Here is a 19,797-nt window from a genome sequence, read left to right as displayed (position 1 = left end):
ACTTACTGCTTAGTGTCCCGTTCGTCTAGAGGCCTAGGACACCGCCCTTTCACGGCGGTAACAGGGGTTCGACTCCCCTACGGGATACCATCTTCTCTTGAAGATACACTTCAAAAGAAATGGGTCGTTAGCTCAGTTGGTAGAGCAGTTGGCTTTTAACCAATTGGTCGCAGGTTCGAATCCTGCACGACCCACCATTTCCTCCCGCAGGAAATAAAACATTGTGGGCGATTAGCTCAGTTGGGAGAGCACCTGCCTTACAAGCAGGGGGTCACTGGTTCGAGCCCGGTATCGCCCACCACTCTCTAACTATTTTTGGACAGAAAATCCAAACCACTTCGTTAACCTGTATGTGGTTCAGTTTTAGTCCCTGAGAATCGTTAGAAAGTGTGTAAACACTTTGCTCTTTAACAATTTGGAAAGCTGACGAATAACAACAATCCCCATATCTTTAGATATGCGTTGTTATTCATTTAAAAGTTCTCAAATCCTAACTTACTTTGAAAGATAAGTGATTTAGGTACCAACACACATTCAAGTGTTCTTGGAATTTGAGTCCGGCAAAATCAGTCTCTCACTCATGTAAATAACTGAGAGACAACTTTGGTTGTTTAACCTTACTTTTTGCGAAGTAAGACCCTTTGGGGTTGTATGGTTAAGTGACTAAGCGTACACGGTGGATGCCTTGGCAGTCAGAGGCGATGAAGGACGTAGTAACTTGCGATAAGCGTAGATTAGGCAGTAACAGCCACCTGAGTCTACGATTTCCGAATGGGGAAACCCAATACCATAAGGTATTACTGTTAACTGAATACATAGGTTAACAGAGCGAACCGGGGGAACTGAAACATCTAAGTACCTCGAGGAAAAGAAATCAACCGAGATTCCGAAAGTAGCGGCGAGCGAAATTGGATTAGCCCTTAAGCTTTTAATGAGACAGGTGAAGGCTCTGGAAAGTGCCGCAATAAAGGGTGATAGCCCCGTAACCGACATCTCATCATCAGTGAAATCGAGTAGGGCGGGACACGTGATATCCTGTCTGAACATGGGGGGACCATCCTCCAAGGCTAAATACTCCTGACTGACCGATAGTGAACCAGTACCGTGAGGGAAAGGCGAAAAGAACCCCTGTGAGGGGAGTGAAATAGAACCTGAAACCGTGTACGTACAAGCAGTAGGAGCCCTTCGGGGTGACTGCGTACCTTTTGTATAATGGGTCAGCGACTTATATTCAGTAGCAAGGTTAACCGACTAGGGGAGCCGTAGAGAAATCGAGTCTTAACTGGGCGCTCAGTTGCTGGATATAGACCCGAAACCAGGTGATCTAGCCATGGGCAGGTTGAAGGTTGAGTAACATCAACTGGAGGACCGAACCGACTAATGTTGAAAAATTAGCGGATGACTTGTGGCTAGGGGTGAAAGGCCAATCAAACCTGGAGATAGCTGGTTCTCCCCGAAAGCTATTTAGGTAGCGCCTCGGACGAATACTACTGGGGGTAGAGCACTGTTAAGGCTAGGGGGTCATCCCGACTTACCAACCCTTTGCAAACTCCGAATACCAGTAAGTACTATCCGGGAGACACACAGCGGGTGCTAACGTCCGTTGTGGAGAGGGAAACAACCCAGACCGCCAGCTAAGGTCCCAAATTATAGCTAAGTGGGAAACGATGTGGGAAGGCTTAGACAGCTAGGATGTTGGCTTAGAAGCAGCCATCATTTAAAGAAAGCGTAATAGCTCACTAGTCGAGTCGGCCTGCGCGGAAGATGTAACGGGGCTAAGCTATAAACCGAAGCTGCGGCTGCAATCTTTGATTGCGGGGTAGGGGAGCGTTCTGTAAGCCGTTGAAGGTGGTCTGTAAAGGCTGCTGGAGGTATCAGAAGTGCGAATGCTGACATGAGTAACGATAAAGGGGGTGAAAAACCTCCTCGCCGGAAGACCAAGGGTTCCTGTCCAACGTTAATCGGGGCAGGGTAAGTCGACCCCTAAGGCGAGGCCGAAAGGCGTAGTCGATGGGAAACGGGTTAATATTCCCGTACTTCTTACAATTGCGATGGGGGGACGGAGAAGGCTAGGTGGGCCTGGCGACGGTTGTCCAGGTTCAAGTGCGTAGGCTTGAGGTTTAGGTAAATCCGGACCTCTTTAAGGCTGAGACACGACGTCGAGTCACTACGGTGATGAAGTCATTGATGCCATGCTTCCAGGAAAAGCCTCTAAGCTTCAGATTGTAAGGAATCGTACCCCAAACCGACACAGGTGGTCGGGTAGAGAATACCAAGGCGCTTGAGAGAACTCGGGTGAAGGAACTAGGCAAAATGGTACCGTAACTTCGGGAGAAGGTACGCTCTTGATGGTGAAGTCCCTTGCGGATGGAGCTGACGAGAGTCGCAGATACCAGGTGGCTGCAACTGTTTATTAAAAACACAGCACTGTGCAAAATCGTAAGATGACGTATACGGTGTGACGCCTGCCCGGTGCCGGAAGGTTAATTGATGGGGTTAGCGCTTGCGCGAAGCTCTTGATCGAAGCCCCGGTAAACGGCGGCCGTAACTATAACGGTCCTAAGGTAGCGAAATTCCTTGTCGGGTAAGTTCCGACCTGCACGAATGGCGTAATGATGGCCACGCTGTCTCCACCCGAGACTCAGTGAAATTGAAATCGCTGTGAAGATGCAGTGTACCCGCGGCTAGACGGAAAGACCCCGTGAACCTTTACTACAGCTTGGCACTGAACATTGACCCTACATGTGTAGGATAGGTGGGAGGCTTTGAAACGTTGTCGCCAGATAGCGTGGAGCCGTCCTTGAAATACCACCCTTGTAGTGTTGATGTTCTAACTTAGGCCCCTTATCGGGGTTGAGGACAGTGCCTGGTGGGTAGTTTGACTGGGGCGGTCTCCTCCCAAAGAGTAACGGAGGAGCACGAAGGTGGGCTAATCACGGTTGGACATCGTGAGGTTAGTGCAATGGCATAAGCCCGCTTAACTGCGAGAGTGACGGCTCGAGCAGGTGCGAAAGCAGGTCATAGTGATCCGGTGGCTCTGAATGGAAGGGCCATCGCTCAACGGATAAAAGGTACTCCGGGGATAACAGGCTGATACCGCCCAAGAGTTCATATCGACGGCGGTGTTTGGCACCTCGATGTCGGCTCATCACATCCTGGGGCTGAAGTCGGTCCCAAGGGTATGGCTGTTCGCCATTTAAAGTGGTACGCGAGCTGGGTTTAGAACGTCGTGAGACAGTTCGGTCCCTATCTGCCGTGGGCGTTGGAGAATTGAAGGGGGCTGCTCCTAGTACGAGAGGACCGGAGTGGACGAACCTCTGGTGTTCGGGTTGTGATGCCAATCGCATTGCCCGGTAGCTAAGTTCGGAATCGATAACCGCTGAAAGCATCTAAGCGGGAAGCGAGCCCTGAGATGAGTTCTCCCTGGCGCTTTAAGCGTCCTAAAGGGTTGTCGTAGACTACGACGTTGATAGGCAGGGTGTGTAAGCGTTGTGAGGCGTTGAGCTAACCTGTACTAATTGCCCGTGAGGCTTAACCATACAACACCCAAAGGGTTTTGATGGACTCAAAGCAAGAACGTTGAATGTGTAAATACAGACTTTTAAACAGCTTTCCAGATTATTTATTTTCAGTTTTTAGAAAAAGCTGAAAGTAAAAAGAATTTGCTTGGCGACCATAGCGATGTGGACCCACCTGATTCCTTGCCGAACTCAGAAGTGAAACGCATTAGCGCCGATGGTAGTGTGGGGCTTCCCCATGTGAGAGTAGGACATCGCCAGGCTTTTAATATCGTTACTTGCATAATAGTGCTAGGTAGCAACATCTTCAGTGTACAAATCTGACGATGACAATTTGTGGAGAGATGGCTGAGTGGTTGAAAGCACCGGTCTTGAAAACCGGCATACGTTAATAGCGTATCTAGGGTTCAAATCCCTATCTCTCCGCCACATTAGAAAGCCCGCTAAGAAATTAGCGGGCTTTTTTTTCTATATTTTCTAAACCGTTTTCAGATCTTTTCTCGAAATTATTCAAAACCAATTAATCCTAATTCCTTCCGTGACTTATCAAGAAAGTTAACAAATTGTTAACGATAAACTTGATGTATTCAAAATATGAGCTGTTCTTAAAGAGGGCAATTGTCGTACTACACATAGAATTACAAGAAAGGAAGGAGCCGGTATGAAGCGACTTTACTACATCACTCAAGATTTAGATGATGCCGAAGTGATTTCAGATGAAGTGCATGCAGCAGGAATTGATGATCATCATTTCTACGTGGTTAGTCGGGATGAAAAGGGTCTCAAAACACATCACTTGCATGGAAGTCAAAGGTTGGAAAATACGCATATTATTAACGCTAGAAGAAGAGATTACTTTATTGGGGCTGCGGTAACAGGGACAGCAATTGTCCTGCTTGCATTTCTAACACCTCTATTTGAGAGTATGCCAGCTCTGCCTTTTGTTTTACTGATTCTGTTGGCAATTGCTACCGTCGCTTTGGTTCGTTTAGGCGGAGGTTCGTTTGATGAATATTTTACTGAGATGTTCAATCAGCATTTAGATGATGGAGAAGTCGTAATTGTCATCGACGTGAGTAAAGATCAGGCTCATGAAGTAGAGTCACTGTTAGAACGCCATCCTAAAGCACAGTTTATCGCTGACTGTTCAAGCTTGGGCTCCGCTATTCCTGATTAACTGAGTCAGGTTTGCTGCGATAATAGTGTTGATAAAAGGTATCGGTAATCCCCGTTGCTCTCATACGCTGTAGCTCCGCTCTCAATTTTTCAGGTATAGAGTCTTTAACCAATTTGTCTCTATCGTTTTGAGGGCTAAGCTCTTCACCTTTTTCGAAATCTGGATTGTTACGTGATTGGTAATGAGGAGAGTTTCGAGAAAATGCCAAGTAAATGGGTTTGTAACCACCACAACAAAACTCGTGGACTTTAATCTCTACACTATGATTTTGTTTTATGTAATAGAGCAGCGTACCCCTGGGGTAGATGTAGAAGTCTGCCCGCTTTTTAACTATGGCTCCAATGGCATCTGGCACATAGAGTTCGGGTAAGGTTTGGTACGTGATGTCGGGAACACCCTCAGTAAAGTTAGGCGCTCCCATCGATTGGATTAGTACTAGACCGCTGAGCTGTTGGATATCAGTAACGTCAGGTAGATCCAAACGCGATATCCCAATTTCCCCTCCGGGCAATCCATTTTCAATGTAGTAAGCGTAACGAGCACGCTCTTCGTTAAAAGTAAAACCAGGATAAAAATCGATCTCTCCAATTTCCAACATGCGCAGCAATCGCTTCTTCGGCTCTCGAATAATTTTAAGGTCACAGCCAATGTTTTCTGCCGCAGTTTGGTATAGGTCTAGGTAAAGTCCAGAATTGTCTGGCGCCTTATTAATTAACGGTAAGCGCTCATTGGTTCTAAAGCCCATTTTTAATTCACACGCATCTAGATTGAAGGTCGTTATCGAAAAGGTGAGTAAAAGAGCGACAGTTCGTAGCAAGTGCATAGCAACGCCAAAGCAAAGAAGACCGTACACTAAGTTTATATGCTGGATAATAAAACGCCCTGCGAAATACAGGGCGTTGATGATGAGTCTTTATTAGCGGGATGACACTTTATCTTTTAGCGCTTTTTTATCGCTATCGGATAAATAAGCTAGCTCAAGTCCGTTGATTTGAGCCTGGCGAATCTGATCTTGAGACAATCCGGCTTCTAGAGCCGCAACTTCGTACTCATAGGGTAATTCGATACCCTCTACCGCAGGATCATCAGTGTTTAAACAGGCCAAGACACCATGTTCTAGGAAGGCTTTGAGTGGGTGTTCTGCCAATGACGAAACGGTACTGGTTTGCAGGTTAGAAGTCAGACACGACTCGATACCTATCTTATGCTTAGCGAGATAGTCCATTAGCTTAGGGTCTTGAATAGCTTTAACGCCATGTCCAATACGAGTCGCACCAAGTTCTTGTATCGCTTGCCACATACTCTCTGAGCCAGCTGCTTCACCTGCGTGAACGGTTACATTTAGGTTGGCCTTTTTAACTTGCTCAAAGTGCTTCACAAACTGAGAGCCAGGTTGACCAAGTTCATCACCTGCTAAGTCGATGGCTACCAATTCGCTTTGACAAGCGAGTAACCCGTCTAACTCTTGTTGGCAGGCCTCAGGACCAAAGGTGCGGCTCATAATGCCAATTAAGTTGGCTTTAATGCCGAAGTCTCGCTCACCTGTACGAACGCCATCAATGACGGCTTCTACAACACCCTGCACAGGCAAATTGTGTTTCATTGCCATGTAGTATGGAGAGAATCTAAGTTCAGCGTAGTCAATTTGCGCTTTAAGTGCGTCTTCTACGTTTTCATACGCAACGCGACGACAAGCATCCAAATCACCGAGCACGGTGACTCCCCAATCCAACTTGGAGAGAAACGCAACCAATGAAGGTTCAGATTCGACAATTTGAACATGTGGGATCAGCGATTCAAGGTCATTCCCTGGTAAATCAACAGCGTACTTTTGTCCTAGCTCTAGGATGGTTTTAGCACGAATATTGCCATCTAGGTGGCGGTGTAGGTCCGTTAATGGAAGGTCTTTTGATATCATTTTAACAACCGAGTTAGGTGGCTTAGTCTAGGGCGTGTTGACCTTTTGAGCTGATTTTTGCAGCAGTTTGTGGTTTCTTTGTACAAGGCAGAGGCTTTGATGTGTAGTTATTCTACTCAATAAGCCGATAACGCCGTAGAAAGGAGCCACAAACGCTGCCCGTAGGGTTCGGATAAAAGCGTTTTACTCTTTGTTGAGAGGTGTTTTGCATAGAATGCTAGGCTTCAAACCTCTCGCCGCGATCAAAACGCTTTTATCTCGAACAAAATTTAACCGCAAAAGGTCAACACGCCCTAAGTATATGAGTCAAATTTTGAGCTGTCAGCTACCGAAAATTAGGTAAACGTTTGCTTACGATGACTTAGGTTTAATGTTAACCAAATCTGTTGGCCATTCATCAAATGGCACCGGACGACTGTACAAAAAGCCCTGTCCGTACGGACAGTTAAGTTGATTTAGCAGCGTTGCTTGCGCTTCAGTTTCAATGCCCTCTGCGACCAATTCAACCTTCATACTTTTTGTCATATTGATGATGGCTGCCACGACAGAACTTTCTACATCACCCTCTTCCAACTTGTTAACAAAGGTTCGGTCAATCTTGAGGCAATTAAATGGAAGTTTATGCAGATACGCCAATGAACTGTAACCCGTACCAAAATCATCAATGGCGATATGCACACCTAGATCTCGTATTGCCTGCATATTTTTTATGATGACAGGATCGTTATCTACAATTCGAGACTCGGTAATTTCCAAGGTTAAGTTGTCAGGGTTCAACCCCGTGACCATTAATGAATCGCGTAAGATCTTAATAAAATCCGGATGCGACAACTGGTTTACCGACAAATTAACGTGTAGATGGAAGTCTTCGCCCCACTTGTTGTCCTTAATACCTTGCATGGTATCTTCACAAGCTTGCGTGAGAATTTGTTCACCTATTGCCCCAATGAGACCACTCTCTTCTGCGACGGGAATAAAGTCTAGGGGTGATATCAATCCCGCCTTGGGAGAGAACCAGCGAGCAAGCGCTTCTGCACCTACGACCTTACCTGTTTTGAGTTCAACAATCGGTTGGTAGTAAGGGACAAACTCATCGTTTTCCAGTGCATCTTTAATCTTGGCTTGCATCAAGGTTCGTTTGCGCGAGACATCGGCCATTTCAGGTTTGTAATAGCTGACGCGAGATAACTCTCTCTTGGCGTTACTCAGCGCAATACTGCCATTTCGCAACCATAAGGTCATGTTGGTGGATTCATCGCGATTTACCACACCAATTGAAATATTGATGACGACGCTTTCTTTATCCATTTTAAATGGAGAGGCAAAGGTTTGAAGTAATCGATTCGACATCAGAGATGCTTGTTGCTGGTCCATTTTTTCGGGAATGTAAATGGCAAACTCATCACCGCCAATACGACCAATAAAGCATGAGGGGTCGAATAGCGCTTTGATTCGTTCTGAAATCACGATAAGCAGTTGATCGCCTTTGTAATGACCCAGACTGTCATTGATATCCCTGAACTGATTGATGCCAACCAGCATGAGACATCCATCGAGTTTATTCAGATTGTCGCAAGTATCGATAAAGCCTTCGCGGCTGTAGAGCTTGGTCAATGAATCATAAAGCAATTGCGATCTGAGCGCCTTGAATGACGTTTTCAAGTTATTGGCCATCTCATTGAACGCGTCGACCAACATTGAGGTCTCGTAGATGTGTCCGGGTTTAGGCAACTGACCATCCCAATCCCCTTTTGCCAGATGTTTGGCTGCATTAGCGGTAGAGGTAATCGGGTTGGTTATTCGGTTAAATGCCACGAGTCCTAGAATGATACCTAAGAAGCCACACATCAAGCCGTACAGCCAGCTATTTAGCTGCCGTTGTGGCAATTCACCAAGTAAAGCTGATTCAGACATTGAAACACCGATGTACCACTCTAGTCCGTATTCATCGATAAATGGTGTCACACTGTGGAAGTAACGTTCTTCTTCGATATGAGTGACAAAACGTTGGGTGCTACTTATGTCGACTTGCTGTTGCTCAATGTATTGACTGCTCGATGTAACGATGGGGCTCGCACTTTCGTGAGTTAACAGTCGGTCCCCTTTGGGTGTGAAATCAGTACCCCATGACACTACAGAACCGCCGCTGGAGTGTGCTACTAGGCGGTTGTCTTTATCAAAAACATATAGAGTCGCTTGCGTGTCTTGTTGTTTATTGCGAAGGAAGGCGTTAAACGTATCGATTTTTATATCCGTGACCACGACACCGACAAACTCTTTGCCAGCAAAGGTTGCGGTTTGCGCCGATAGGGTAATTTCCTGACGCTCATCTGCATTGGTGTAGATAGATGACCACTGAGGACGTCGGTCTTCAGCGACTGGTGCATACCAAGGTCTCACTCTGGGGTCATAGTTTTCAAACACGGAACGAGGGTCAGAGGCGCGGCTGTCACCTTGATAAATCACTAAGGTTCGCTCTGTCTCGTCGTCTTGAAGCATTAAGGTAAAGGAGTCATCGTCCTCTTTGCGAAATCCGACATAGTCCGCTCCTTCGCCGCCAAAACTGACCACGTCGATCTGCGGAATTGAAGTCAGAACATTATCAAAGCTTTGATATATAAATTTCTCGACTTGTTTGAGGTTGCCTTCTGAGTAAAGCTGGTTGTAGCCGATGGATTCGCTAAGAAGTTGGTTTGCTTTGAAAGGCTGGTGCAAAAACTCATGCAGTTCCAATTGCACATTTTCAGATAGGGAAGAGAGTTGTTTACTACTGATGTCCTGAACCATGACTTCGTAGTAACGTTTTTGAACCGCAACGATAACACCAATAGTGAACAAAAAAATCACGACGAATGGAAGGATAACGGCGGTTCTCAGTGTAAATTGTGTCTGCGTTGACATAGAAAAAAGGCAACCTTCGCAAATAACAAAAACATAATTAGTACATTAGAGTATAAGTACAAATTACGATTTCGTGCGAATTTTACCTTTTGTAAGTACACACGTTATTGCGAGCAATATCAGAAGGTTGATTTGAGGTCACTTGGGTATAGTTGCTCTAATACAACTCTTTGAGCTTACGAGTCAGCGTATTGCGTCCCCAGCCAAGCAGTTTTGCTGCATCTTGTTTGTGTCCACGAGTGTGCTCAAGCGCTACCTCAAGCAGAATTCGTTCAAACTCGGGCTGAGCGTGATTCAAGAGCTCGCTGTCGCCATTTTTTAACGCGTTCTTCGCCCAATTCGAGAGTGAAGTTTGCCAATCGTTGCCATCTAAACTGTTAGGGCGAGCGATGGATTCATCCATGAGTTCAGGTGGTAAGTCACTCGGTAGCACCTCACTGCTGCTCGCCATTACGGTCAACCAGCGACAAGTATTTTCTAATTGACGCACATTACCAGGCCACTCAAGCTCGACTAGTTTTTCTACCGTGTTGCGATGCAAAGTCTTTACATCCACGGCAAGCTCAGTGGCTGCGCGTTGTAAAAAGTGCGTGCAGAGTTTCTCAATGTCTTGTTTACGCTCTCTGAGCGCCGGAATATGGATACGAATAACATTGAGTCGGTGGAATAAGTCTTCCCGAAAATCACCGTTATGAACCAATTTTTCTAAATTTTGATGGGTGGCCGCAACAATACGGACGTCGACGCTGACAGGACTGTGTCCACCGACGCGGTAGAACTGTCCATCGGCGAGCACTCGTAGCAATCGGGTTTGGATGTCTAGTGGCATGTCGCCAATTTCATCCAAAAAAAGTGTTCCCCCGTTCGCTTGTTCAAAACGTCCTTGTCTGACGCTGTTGGCACCAGTAAATGCCCCTTTCTCATGGCCAAATAGTTCCGACTCAATTAAGTCTTTGGGAATGGCCGCCATGTTTAAGGCAATAAATGGCTTTTTGGCTCTCGGGCTGTGCTTATGCAGTGCGTGTGCTACCAACTCTTTACCAGTTCCCGACTCTCCATTAATTAATACTGATATAGATGAACGTGACAATCGACCTATGGCGCGAAACACTTCTTGCATCGCGGGCGCTTCACCAATAATTTCAGTGGTCACTTGCGGATCACTGGACTCGGCAGAAGACGATTTTTTTTGCTCTTGGGTATGCTCTAGTGCTCGCTCAACTAAAGTCAGTGTCTCATCAATATCAAACGGTTTGGACAGATATTCAAAGGCGCCCTGCTGATAGGCATTGACCGCGGCATCAAGGTCGGAATGCGCTGTCATGATGATTACTGGCAGTTCAGGAGATTGTTGATGAATCTGTGAGAGGAGCTCAATACCATCAATACCGGGCATTTTGATATCCGATATTAGAACATCTGGGCTTTCACGTTCCAACGCAAGCAAGACACTTTCAGCGTCTGCAAAGGTTTCGCAACGAATTTTGGCAGCCGAGAGGGTTTTTTCTAATACCCATCTGATGGAGCTGTCGTCGTCGACAATCCAGACGTAGCCTTTACTCATCATTAAGCTCCTTTACTGGCATGTTGAATCGGTAAATAGATGGAGAAAGTGGTTCTACCTGGCCAACTTTCCACATCTATTTTGCCCTGATGTTGGTCTATCATGTTTTGCGCAATAGAGAGTCCGAGTCCCGTACCACCATCACGCCCGCTGACCATGGGGTAAAACAAGGTGTCTTGCAGGGCGTCAGGGATACCTGGGCCGTTATCAATCACTTCTATCCTGGCCGCTAATTTACACCGCTGACCGTGGATGTTTGCTTGATGCACTGTCCTGGTGCGAATAGTGATTTGACCGTGTTGTTGTGGCTTTAAAATCTGCGCCGCGTTACTGACAATATTGAGTAATGCTTGCTCAATTTGTTCGGTGTCCATTAAAAAGGGTGGCAGGCTAGGATCGTAGTCGCGTTCAATGACGAGGCTTTCGTGACTCTCCAGCTCGACTAGTTGACGGACTTTTTCTAACACCAAATGAACATTCTCGACTTGTTTTTTACCTGGCCTCTGCGGCCCCAGCAGTCGATCTACTAAGCTTCTAAGTCGATCTGCTTGTTCGATAATGATGGTGGTGTATTCGGTTAAACTCGGATCCGGAAGCATACGTTGTAGCAATTGAGCGGCTCCTCGTAAGCCACCCAATGGGTTTTTTATCTCGTGCGCCAAACCTCTTACTAACAACTTGGCAGCTTGTTGTTGAGCGTGTTGGTTGAGTTCTTGAGTAAGACGCTTTTGCTGACCTATGGTGCGCATTTCAATCAGAAGATGAAGTGATTGATTCCACATCACCGGACTGACAGTCACCTCAAGCATCACAGGCTTACCTTCAATCACAAAAGTGACGTCGCTGTCGGTAACGGATTGGCCACTTTGCAGAGGGTGGGAGAGTATAGCGAGGTCGAGTGATGCGTGCTGAATCAGGTCAGATATCGAGCGGTCGCGTATTCGATTCAGACTTTGAGAAAATAGCTGTTCTGCAGCGGGGTTAGCATGACGAACGACTAAAGACTCATCCAGCATTAAAACCGCAGTCACTAAGTTGTTTAGGAGAGTCTCACCGAGTATTTGCACCACATCACCATTACGCTAAAACAGATGCACTATTTTGGTGCATCAATAAGTTAGTATGGCGTACCTATGGCGAAAAAAACAGAAAAACCAGTGTGAAACCGCTATTTGATCGACTGTCTGTGCAGGTGCACCGTTATTAACTTAGACGATGCAATTACCTTGCCGTCTTTAAGTGCTTGTATTTGCAAAACATGACTACCACGATAGACATTTTTCAATGCCCATTCGGTAAAGGTCGTGGGTGCACCATGTTTGTTTCCGTCTAACAATAACTGCAATTGCTCATCGATGGCCAGCTCTCGGTTTAACTTGGCAGAAACGGTAAAGTTACCTTGGTTGTTGCGAATGGTTTGATCGTGTGTTGGTGAATTAAATTCAATGGCGAGCTTTGCTAGTGGTTTCTCTTTTACCTGTTTCTTGGGTGCAGGTTTTGGTTTTTTAGCTACGGGCTTATCCACCGGATTCGAAGATTGAAATTGTGGAGCAGGTGCAGGTTGACTGTGATCAGGTAGCTCTAAACGATCTGCTTTATTATTGACTGGAGAGTCACTGAAGTGGAGAACACCATTTTCATCTACCCAAGTGTAAACCGTTGTTTGGGCCAATGAGAACTGAGCAAAGCAGAGCAGTACCAGCCTTAGTGCAATACCAATTTTGTTCATAGCAACATCTCGAATTCAGTTTGGATAGGATTAAAGTCCTAGTCTACTCAACTGGTTAGTGTTACCAAAACGAAAAAGGCCCACCTGCGAGGTGAGCCTAATATTTGTGTAACAGCCTAAACTGTCGACAAATTATACAGAGTAGTACAATTCAAACTCAAGTGGGTGAGTTGTCATGTTTACTTGCTCTACATCTTGTGACTTAAGCGCGATGTACGAATCGATGAAGTCATCAGAGAATACGCCGCCAGCAGTTAGGAACTCACGATCTGCATCTAGGCTTTCTAGTGCATCTTTTAGTGAGTATGCCACTGTTGGGATTTCTGCTGCTTCTTCAGCAGGTAGGTCGTATAGATCCTTGTCCATTGCATCGCCAGGGTGGATCTTGTTCTTAATTCCGTCAAGACCAGCCATTAGCATTGAAGCGAAGCATAGGTATGGGTTTGCAGATGGATCACCGAAGCGAACTTCGATACGACGTGCTTTAGGGCTTGGTACCACTGGGATACGGATAGAAGCCGAACGGTTACGCGCAGAGTAAGCCAACATAACAGGTGCTTCGAAGCCAGGAACTAGACGCTTGTACGAGTTAGTTGAAGCGTTAGCGAATGCGTTGATAGCGCGAGCGTGTTTGATGATACCGCCAATGTAGTAAAGCGCCATTTCAGACAGACCGCCGTACTTGTCACCCGCGAACAGGTTAACGCCGTCTTTCGCTAGAGATTGGTGAACGTGCATACCAGAACCGTTATCACCAACCAATGGCTTAGGCATAAAGGTCGCAGTCTTACCAAATGCGTGTGCAACGTTGTGAACGACGTACTTGTAAACTTGGATTTCATCGGCTTTAGCTGTCAACGTGTTAAAGCGAGTCGCGATTTCGTTCTGACCAGCAGTAGCAACCTCGTGGTGGTGTGCTTCAACCACTTGGCCCATTTCTTCAAGGATTAGACACATAGCTGAACGGATGTCTTGTGAAGAGTCAACTGGAGCGACTGGGAAGTAACCACCTTTGACGCCAGGACGGTGACCTTTGTTGCCTTCTTCGTAGTCTGAACCTGTGTTCCAAGCTGCTTCTACGTCGTCAATCTTGAAGAAAGAACCAGACATATCAGTCGCGAACTTAACATCGTCAAATAGGAAGAACTCTGGCTCTGGACCAACAAGAACTGTGTCTGCAACACCTGTTGAACGCATGAAGTCTTCTGCGCGCTTAGCGATAGAGCGAGGGTCGCGGTCGTAGCCTTGCATAGTAGCAGGCTCAAGAATGTCACAACGTAGGTTTAGTGTTGCTTCTTCCGTGAATGGGTCTAGTACCGCTGATGCAGCGTCTGGCATCATAACCATGTCAGATTCGTTGATGCCTTTCCAACCAGCAACTGAAGAACCGTCGAACATCTTACCTTCTTCGAAGAAGTCAGCGTCGATTTGGTGAGCAGGGATTGAGATGTGCTGCTCCTTACCTTTTGTATCGGTAAAACGCAGATCAACGAACTTCACTTCGTTTTCTTGGATCAGAGATAAAACATTTTCTACTGACATCTTGGATAACCTCCAGTGTTATTAATACGATGATGCGAGATTGAGTTCTCAGCATAGATTAATCAAATTTCAATCGCGTTAATCTGTGCTGGTATAGCTATAAGCGATAACCATGCCAGAAAAAATAAACATTAAATATCAGTTGTTTATGTGTTTTCGTTTGGTTTTTCGATATTCGATTGCACCACCAAGATCCCTTGTTGCACACTTTTGGTGCAAACTTAATTTGTGGCGCATAATTAGCTTGGTTGCAAGTATAGACCCAGTTTTTCTTTTCCTCAGAATTTGTCTTCAAATGTTCGATCCCCCTATCTCAAAAAGATAGAAACCTCTTATAAAGTAAGGTTAAATCGATTTAGATCACAATTTTCTGGGTTTTTTTGCAGAATCTGGTAAATTATTCGCCGTTTTGAATCTAGAAAGGCGGGTCTGAGAGACACGGCTTTCCTTACCGAGTGAATCGACCCATGTCTACGCCACAGATAGATAAATTAAGAAATATTGCCATCATCGCCCACGTTGACCACGGCAAAACTACACTAGTTGATAAATTGCTACAGCAATCAGGGACTTTGGAGTCTCGCGGTGAAGCAGAAGAGCGAGTCATGGACTCGAACGATATCGAAAAAGAACGCGGTATTACCATTCTTGCTAAAAATACCGCTATTAACTGGAATGACTACCGCATCAACATCGTTGATACTCCGGGACACGCCGATTTTGGTGGTGAAGTTGAACGCATCATGTCTATGGTTGACTGTGTACTACTCATCGTTGACGCTGTCGATGGTCCTATGCCGCAAACTCGCTTCGTAACACAAAAAGCGTTTGCTCACGGTCTAAAGCCAATTGTCGTGATTAATAAAATTGACCGTCCAGGTGCACGCCCTGATTGGGTTATGGATCAAGTATTCGACTTGTTCGATAACTTAGGTGCGACTGATGAGCAGCTAGATTTTAAAGTGGTTTACGCATCAGCACTAAATGGTTGGGCAACGCTTGAAGAAGGCGAAACTGGTGCAGACATGGAACCATTGTTCCAAGCTATCGTTGATGAAGTAGCAGCACCTGAAGTTGACCTTGAGGGTGCGTTGCAAATGCAAATCTCTCAGCTTGATTACAATTCTTACGTAGGGGTAATTGGTGTGGGTCGTGTGACTCGCGGAACCGTTAAACCTAATCAGCAAGTAACAGTTGTTGGCGCAGATGGCAAAACCCGCAATGGTAAAGTTGGTACAGTATTAGGTTACTTAGGTCTTGAGCGTCACGATGTAGACCAAGCCACTGCCGGTGACATTATTGCTATTACTGGTCTTGGTGAGCTAAAAATTTCTGACACAATTTGTGCTCAGGGTGAAGTAGAAGCGCTACCGGCGTTGTCTGTTGACGAGCCAACAGTAACGATGACGTTCCAAGTGAATACGTCGCCATTCGCAGGTAAAGAAGGTAAGTACGTCACTTCACGTAACATTCTTGACCGCCTAGAAAAAGAACTGGTTCACAACGTAGCATTGCGTGTCGAGCAAACTGACGATCCTGATAAGTTCCGCGTTTCTGGTCGTGGTGAGCTACATCTATCTATTCTTATTGAAAATATGCGTCGCGAGGGCTTTGAGCTTGCGGTATCTCGTCCAGAAGTAATCATCAAAGAAGTTGATGGTCAGCTAATGGAACCGTTTGAAACCGTGACTATTGATGTTTTGGAAGAGCACCAAGGCGGCATCATGGAAAACATCGGTCTGCGTAAAGGTGAGCTAACCGATATGGCACCTGATGGTAAAGGTCGCGTTCGTATGGACTTTGTGATGCCTTCTCGTGGTCTGATCGGCTTCCAGACTGAGTTTATGACTCTGACTTCTGGTTCTGGCTTGCTTTACCATACTTACGACCACTACGGTCCACACAAAGGTGGTGAAATCGGTCAGCGTATCAACGGCGTATTGATTTCAAATGGTGCGGGTAAAGCACTAACCAATGCTTTGTTTAACCTACAAGATCGCGGCCGTATGTTTATCGGTCACGGTGTTGAAGTTTACGAAGGCATGGTTATCGGTATCCATAGCCGTGACAACGACCTAACAGTTAACCCGCTTAAAGGTAAGCAGCTAACTAACGTTCGTGCATCTGGTACTGATGATGCTCAGGTCCTAACGCCGCCAATCTTGATGACTCTTGAGCAGGCACTTGAGTTCATCGATGATGATGAGCTGGTGGAAGTAACACCTGAGAGTATTCGTATTCGTAAGAAGTTCTTAACTGAGAGTGACCGTAAGCGCGCGTCTCGCAGCTAATCTTGGATTAGAATCTCAATGAAAAAGCGAGCTATTTAGCTCGCTTTTTTTGTACTAATTGAAAATGTCTTCAAGTAAGCCAACGGAATCACATAAGGCTTTTTTATCTGTGATATACCAGTGCACGCCCTTTTCGACGATAAGATTGGATTGCTTCATTTTTGTGAGTAAGCGGGAAAGCGTTTCTGGTTTTATGCCAAGTTGGGTTGCCATCACTTTTTTTGAAATAGGAACAGAAACATAACTATCTGGGTTCTTTTGATGGCGATGCCACTCTGCTAGCCGCATCACAAGTCTTTCCCCCGCATTTACCTGCGTCAAGGTATCAACTCTATCCATTAATTCGTGAATACGATTGCTCATGTTGGCAAGAGTGCGAAGTGCTAGTTCTGGATATTCTGCGACAAGCTCGTGAATATCTTCATTTGAAAATGCAATGACCGTACTTGCAGAGATAGCTCGAGCATTCATAGGGTAGCAACTTGGCGACATAAACATTGCGGTCTCCGCAATCACATCATTTGCCATAAACTCTTTGAATACTTTTTCTTCGCCATCTGACGTGTTTCTAAATAATAAAATCCTTCCCTTTTCCACCAGATACATATGGCTTGCTTGGTCCCCTCGTTGAAACAGCATTTGATTTGCAGTCAAGCTCCGCTTCTGACTTCGCTTGATTAGCTGGGACTTGAGTTCGGGAGAAAGCAATTCTAAAAATGAAGCCATTCGGAACCTATTTGTTTGGCTTGATAATAATCAAGAAGGGTTTTAGGCAAACCATCTTAATATTAATGATAATTAATATCATTTGAGAAAATTGTCATGATTAGGATTTTTACCAGCTTATTTGTTCTTTGTCTTTCTTTTTCAGTAAATGCGGAAAAATGGAATGTCGCTGGTCCAGCGGCGGTCGTCAGTTATCCTCTAATTGTGATCGCAGAACAACAGAGCCTAAAAGAACACGGTATTGACCTTGAGTTTCAGCTTTGGAGGAACCCAGATCAATTGCGAACAATGGTGGTAAATAAAGACGTTGTGGCTTCAGCGATGCCTTCAAATGTTGCCGCGACGTTTTACAACAAAGGACAAAATGTCCGTCTTCTCAATGTTTCCATTTGGAGCATTCTTTGGCTTATGAGCGACAAGCCAGAACTGAATGATTGGAATCAATTGGATAAACAGTCTGTAGTTGTGCCGTTTAGAAATGATATGCCGGCCATCGTATTCAACACCATTAATCAGGCTCAGCAAACACCAGCAACTGTCACTTTGGAACACACGCAAGGTGTACTTGAGGCTGGACAACGTCTGCTATCAGGCCAAGTTAACATTGGGGTGATGATTGAGCCAGCAGCATCAGCAGTGGTCGCTAAGTCTAAGAATTCAGATCGACCTTTGTATCGAAATATGGAACTTAGCCAAGTGTGGGGTGAAACCTTCCCTGATATGCCGCAATTACCTCAAGCTGGTTTGGCAAGTATCACCTTAGAAACAGAGCAACAACGAAAGTTATTGGCAGATGCTTACAAGCAAAGTGCAGATTGGTGTAAGGCAAATGTGGCAGAGTGTGCTGAATTGGTGAGTCGCCATGTTCCACTACCCGTTCCTGTCATCAAAAGTGCAATTAAGCACTCAGAGCTATCGCCAAAGCCAGTCAGCGACGTTAAGCCTGCTCTGGAAGCCTTTTATCAACTCCTGATGTCGAGTGATGCTAAAAAAGTAGGCGGAAAAATGCCTTCGGCTGAGTTTTACTTGTGAGCACTCAGGTCAAGCCAATAGATGGCTGGCTATTTAAGGCTTTGGGGTTAGGAGCATTTATCAGTTTGTGGTGGCTGGCAGCTTTGTGGATGAGCTCACTGGTTATGACAAGCCCCTTGTTGGCTTTTCAGTCTTTGCTAACTCTCATTATTCAGCCTGACTTTTGGCAAAGTTTGTTTATGACCTTAGGTCGTATGTCTGCTGGTTTGGCTCTTGGAAGCATTGTTGGAGTCAGTTTGGGGATCATGGCTGGCTTGTTACCCAAACTTAAATTCTTTTTGGCTCCGTGGCGCTGGGCATTAATGAGTATCCCTCCGGTCGTTATCGTGTTGTTAGTCATGTTGTGGTTGGGCATGGGAAGTGCAATGGTGGTTTCCATTACGGTTGTGCTCTTGACCCCCATTGTTTATCTCAACACGGTTAATGGCATGGATAGCATTGACCCCAAATGGCACGAACTTGCATCGGTTTATAACTTTGGGCTGATTAAAAGGCTAAGAGCTATTTATCTTCCAGCAATCGCAGCACCATTATTAACGGCAATTACACAAGTATGCTCTCACGGGGTTCGAATTGTTGTGCTAGCAGAAGTGATGGGGACTAATGAAGGTGTCGGGTATCAATTGGCGAATGCCAGTGCCAATTTTGACAGTCAGCAACTGTACGCTTGGGTGAGCCTGTGTCTGATCTTAGTCGCTCTTCTTGAATTGTTGGTTGTTTACCCAATGCAAAGCTGGGCGACGAGGTGGCTGAAGTGAATTTAGTATCTATGAAAGAAGTTTGCGTCCAGTTTGACGGAAAGCGCGTACTGACGAATTTCAGTTTAAATCTCGACCAAGGAGAAAAATTAGGACTCATGGGCCCCAGTGGTGTGGGTAAATCTACGGTTCTAAAGACCATTGCAGATCTTGTGGTTCCTAGCTCCGGTGAAGTGTGTGTTAACGCCAAACGAATTGGCATGATGTTTCAAGACGCACGTTTGCTCCCTTGGCTAACCGTCATACAGAACCTGTCATTAGTGAATCAGGACATTTCGTCAATTCAGGCGTTGTTACATCAGGTCGGACTTAATGATGTTGGTTCGTGTTACCCACATGAACTCTCAGGCGGTATGGCGCAGCGCGTTTCTTTAGTACGGGCATTGCTGATTGACCCTGATTTACTGTTATTGGATGAGCCCTTTAGTGCTTTAGACCAGCAGCGTAAAAAACAATTAACAGATTTGGTGTCGGCGTTAACTGAATCCAGAAAAATTGCCGTTCTTTACGTCAGTCACAGTGAAGATGAACTGCGCAGTTTGTGTGCTGATATCAAGTATATGTCGATTCACAAGGAACAGCCCGAGTCCTTAAATACCGGTATTAGTGAGAGTCTAGGAGGAGAGAATGTTTGGAATTAG

13 protein-coding genes, 4 tRNA genes and 2 rRNA genes are annotated in these 19,797 nt (G+C 45.6%); 11 read left to right on the top strand and 8 right to left on the bottom strand.

Annotation, left to right across the window (positions count from 1 at the left end; all coding sequences use genetic code 11):
* The first annotated feature begins 14 nt into the window (after positions 1–14).
* From ACXAFJ_RS13180 to ACXAFJ_RS13150, 7 genes are all read left to right on the top strand, one after another.
* Positions 15–90, top strand: a tRNA-Glu gene (locus ACXAFJ_RS13180).
* 31 nt (positions 91–121) lie between these two features.
* Positions 122–197: transfer RNA gene (locus ACXAFJ_RS13175), tRNA-Lys, on the top strand.
* Between the two features lie 28 nt (positions 198–225).
* A tRNA-Val gene (locus ACXAFJ_RS13170) sits at positions 226–301 on the top strand.
* A 352-nt stretch (positions 302–653) separates the two neighbouring features.
* Positions 654–3,539 (top strand): 23S ribosomal RNA (locus tag ACXAFJ_RS13165).
* Positions 3,540–3,665: 126 nt separating this feature from the next.
* Positions 3,666–3,781, top strand: a 5S ribosomal RNA gene (rrf, locus tag ACXAFJ_RS13160).
* Positions 3,782–3,856: 75 nt separating this feature from the next.
* Positions 3,857–3,947: transfer RNA gene (locus ACXAFJ_RS13155), tRNA-Ser, on the top strand.
* 232 nt (positions 3,948–4,179) lie between these two features.
* Complete coding sequence (locus tag ACXAFJ_RS13150) at positions 4,180–4,695, top strand: hypothetical protein (RefSeq protein WP_475323935.1); 516 nt, start codon at positions 4,180–4,182, stop codon at positions 4,693–4,695.
* Here ACXAFJ_RS13150 and ACXAFJ_RS13145 read toward each other — a convergent pair.
* The 7 genes from ACXAFJ_RS13145 to glnA form a co-directional block, all read right to left on the bottom strand.
* The gene (locus tag ACXAFJ_RS13145; protein WP_475323933.1) at positions 4,682–5,518 is read right to left on the bottom strand and encodes a substrate-binding periplasmic protein; all 837 of its coding nucleotides are present in this window, start codon (positions 5,516–5,518) and stop codon (positions 4,682–4,684) included. The two genes, ACXAFJ_RS13150 and ACXAFJ_RS13145, sit on opposite strands and share 14 nt — an antisense overlap.
* 93 nt (positions 5,519–5,611) lie before the next feature.
* Positions 5,612–6,613: an adenosine deaminase gene (add, locus tag ACXAFJ_RS13140; protein ID WP_475323932.1), complete on the bottom strand. Its 1,002-nt coding sequence runs from the start codon at positions 6,611–6,613 to the stop codon at positions 5,612–5,614.
* A 351-nt stretch (positions 6,614–6,964) separates the two neighbouring features.
* Entirely contained in the window at positions 6,965–9,514 is a 2,550-nt protein-coding gene (gepA, locus tag ACXAFJ_RS13135) for a phosphodiesterase GepA (RefSeq protein ID WP_475323931.1), read from the bottom strand.
* A gap of 157 nt (positions 9,515–9,671) precedes the next feature.
* A complete protein-coding gene (gene glnG, locus ACXAFJ_RS13130; protein WP_475323929.1) occupies positions 9,672–11,078 on the bottom strand; it encodes a nitrogen regulation protein NR(I) in 1,407 nt (468 codons plus the stop codon).
* A gap of 2 nt (positions 11,079–11,080) precedes the next feature.
* Positions 11,081–12,145 carry a nitrogen regulation protein NR(II) gene (glnL, locus tag ACXAFJ_RS13125; RefSeq protein ID WP_475323928.1) on the bottom strand — a complete coding sequence of 355 codons (1,065 nt, stop codon included), beginning with the start codon at positions 12,143–12,145 and terminating at the stop codon, positions 11,081–11,083.
* 101 nt (positions 12,146–12,246) lie between these two features.
* On the bottom strand, positions 12,247–12,807 hold the full coding sequence (locus ACXAFJ_RS13120) for a DUF4124 domain-containing protein (protein WP_475323927.1): 561 nt from the start codon (positions 12,805–12,807) through the stop codon (positions 12,247–12,249).
* Positions 12,808–12,939: 132 nt separating this feature from the next.
* Entirely contained in the window at positions 12,940–14,349 is a 1,410-nt protein-coding gene (glnA, locus tag ACXAFJ_RS13115; RefSeq protein ID WP_475323926.1) for a glutamate--ammonia ligase, read from the bottom strand.
* A gap of 467 nt (positions 14,350–14,816) precedes the next feature.
* On the opposite strand from glnA, the gene typA reads away from it, so the two are divergent.
* The gene (gene typA, locus ACXAFJ_RS13110; protein ID WP_475323924.1) at positions 14,817–16,640 is read left to right on the top strand and encodes a translational GTPase TypA; all 1,824 of its coding nucleotides are present in this window, start codon (positions 14,817–14,819) and stop codon (positions 16,638–16,640) included.
* 54 nt (positions 16,641–16,694) lie between these two features.
* Here typA and ACXAFJ_RS13105 read toward each other — a convergent pair whose 3' ends face one another.
* The gene (locus ACXAFJ_RS13105) at positions 16,695–17,366 is read right to left on the bottom strand and encodes a Crp/Fnr family transcriptional regulator (RefSeq protein ID WP_475323923.1); all 672 of its coding nucleotides are present in this window, start codon (positions 17,364–17,366) and stop codon (positions 16,695–16,697) included.
* Between the two features lie 96 nt (positions 17,367–17,462).
* Here ACXAFJ_RS13105 and ACXAFJ_RS13100 point away from each other — a divergent pair, with 96 nt between their 5' ends.
* The 3 genes from ACXAFJ_RS13100 to ACXAFJ_RS13090 are packed head-to-tail and all read left to right on the top strand — an operon-like array spanning position 17,463 to position 19,797.
* Positions 17,463–18,398 carry an ABC transporter substrate-binding protein gene (locus tag ACXAFJ_RS13100; RefSeq protein WP_475323922.1) on the top strand — a complete coding sequence of 312 codons (936 nt, stop codon included), beginning with the start codon at positions 17,463–17,465 and terminating at the stop codon, positions 18,396–18,398.
* Positions 18,395–19,156 carry an ABC transporter permease gene (locus ACXAFJ_RS13095; RefSeq protein ID WP_475323920.1) on the top strand — a complete coding sequence of 254 codons (762 nt, stop codon included), beginning with the start codon at positions 18,395–18,397 and terminating at the stop codon, positions 19,154–19,156. The genes ACXAFJ_RS13100 and ACXAFJ_RS13095 overlap by 4 nt, the downstream gene beginning before the upstream one ends.
* Positions 19,153–19,797: an ATP-binding cassette domain-containing protein gene (locus ACXAFJ_RS13090; protein WP_475323918.1), complete on the top strand. Its 645-nt coding sequence runs from the start codon at positions 19,153–19,155 to the stop codon at positions 19,795–19,797. The genes ACXAFJ_RS13095 and ACXAFJ_RS13090 overlap by 4 nt, the downstream gene beginning before the upstream one ends.

This window comes from Vibrio sp. ABH4_348, assembly GCF_056159765.1.
The sequence above is the reverse complement of the archived record's forward strand: the minus strand, read 5'-3'. Positions and strand labels throughout refer to the sequence as shown.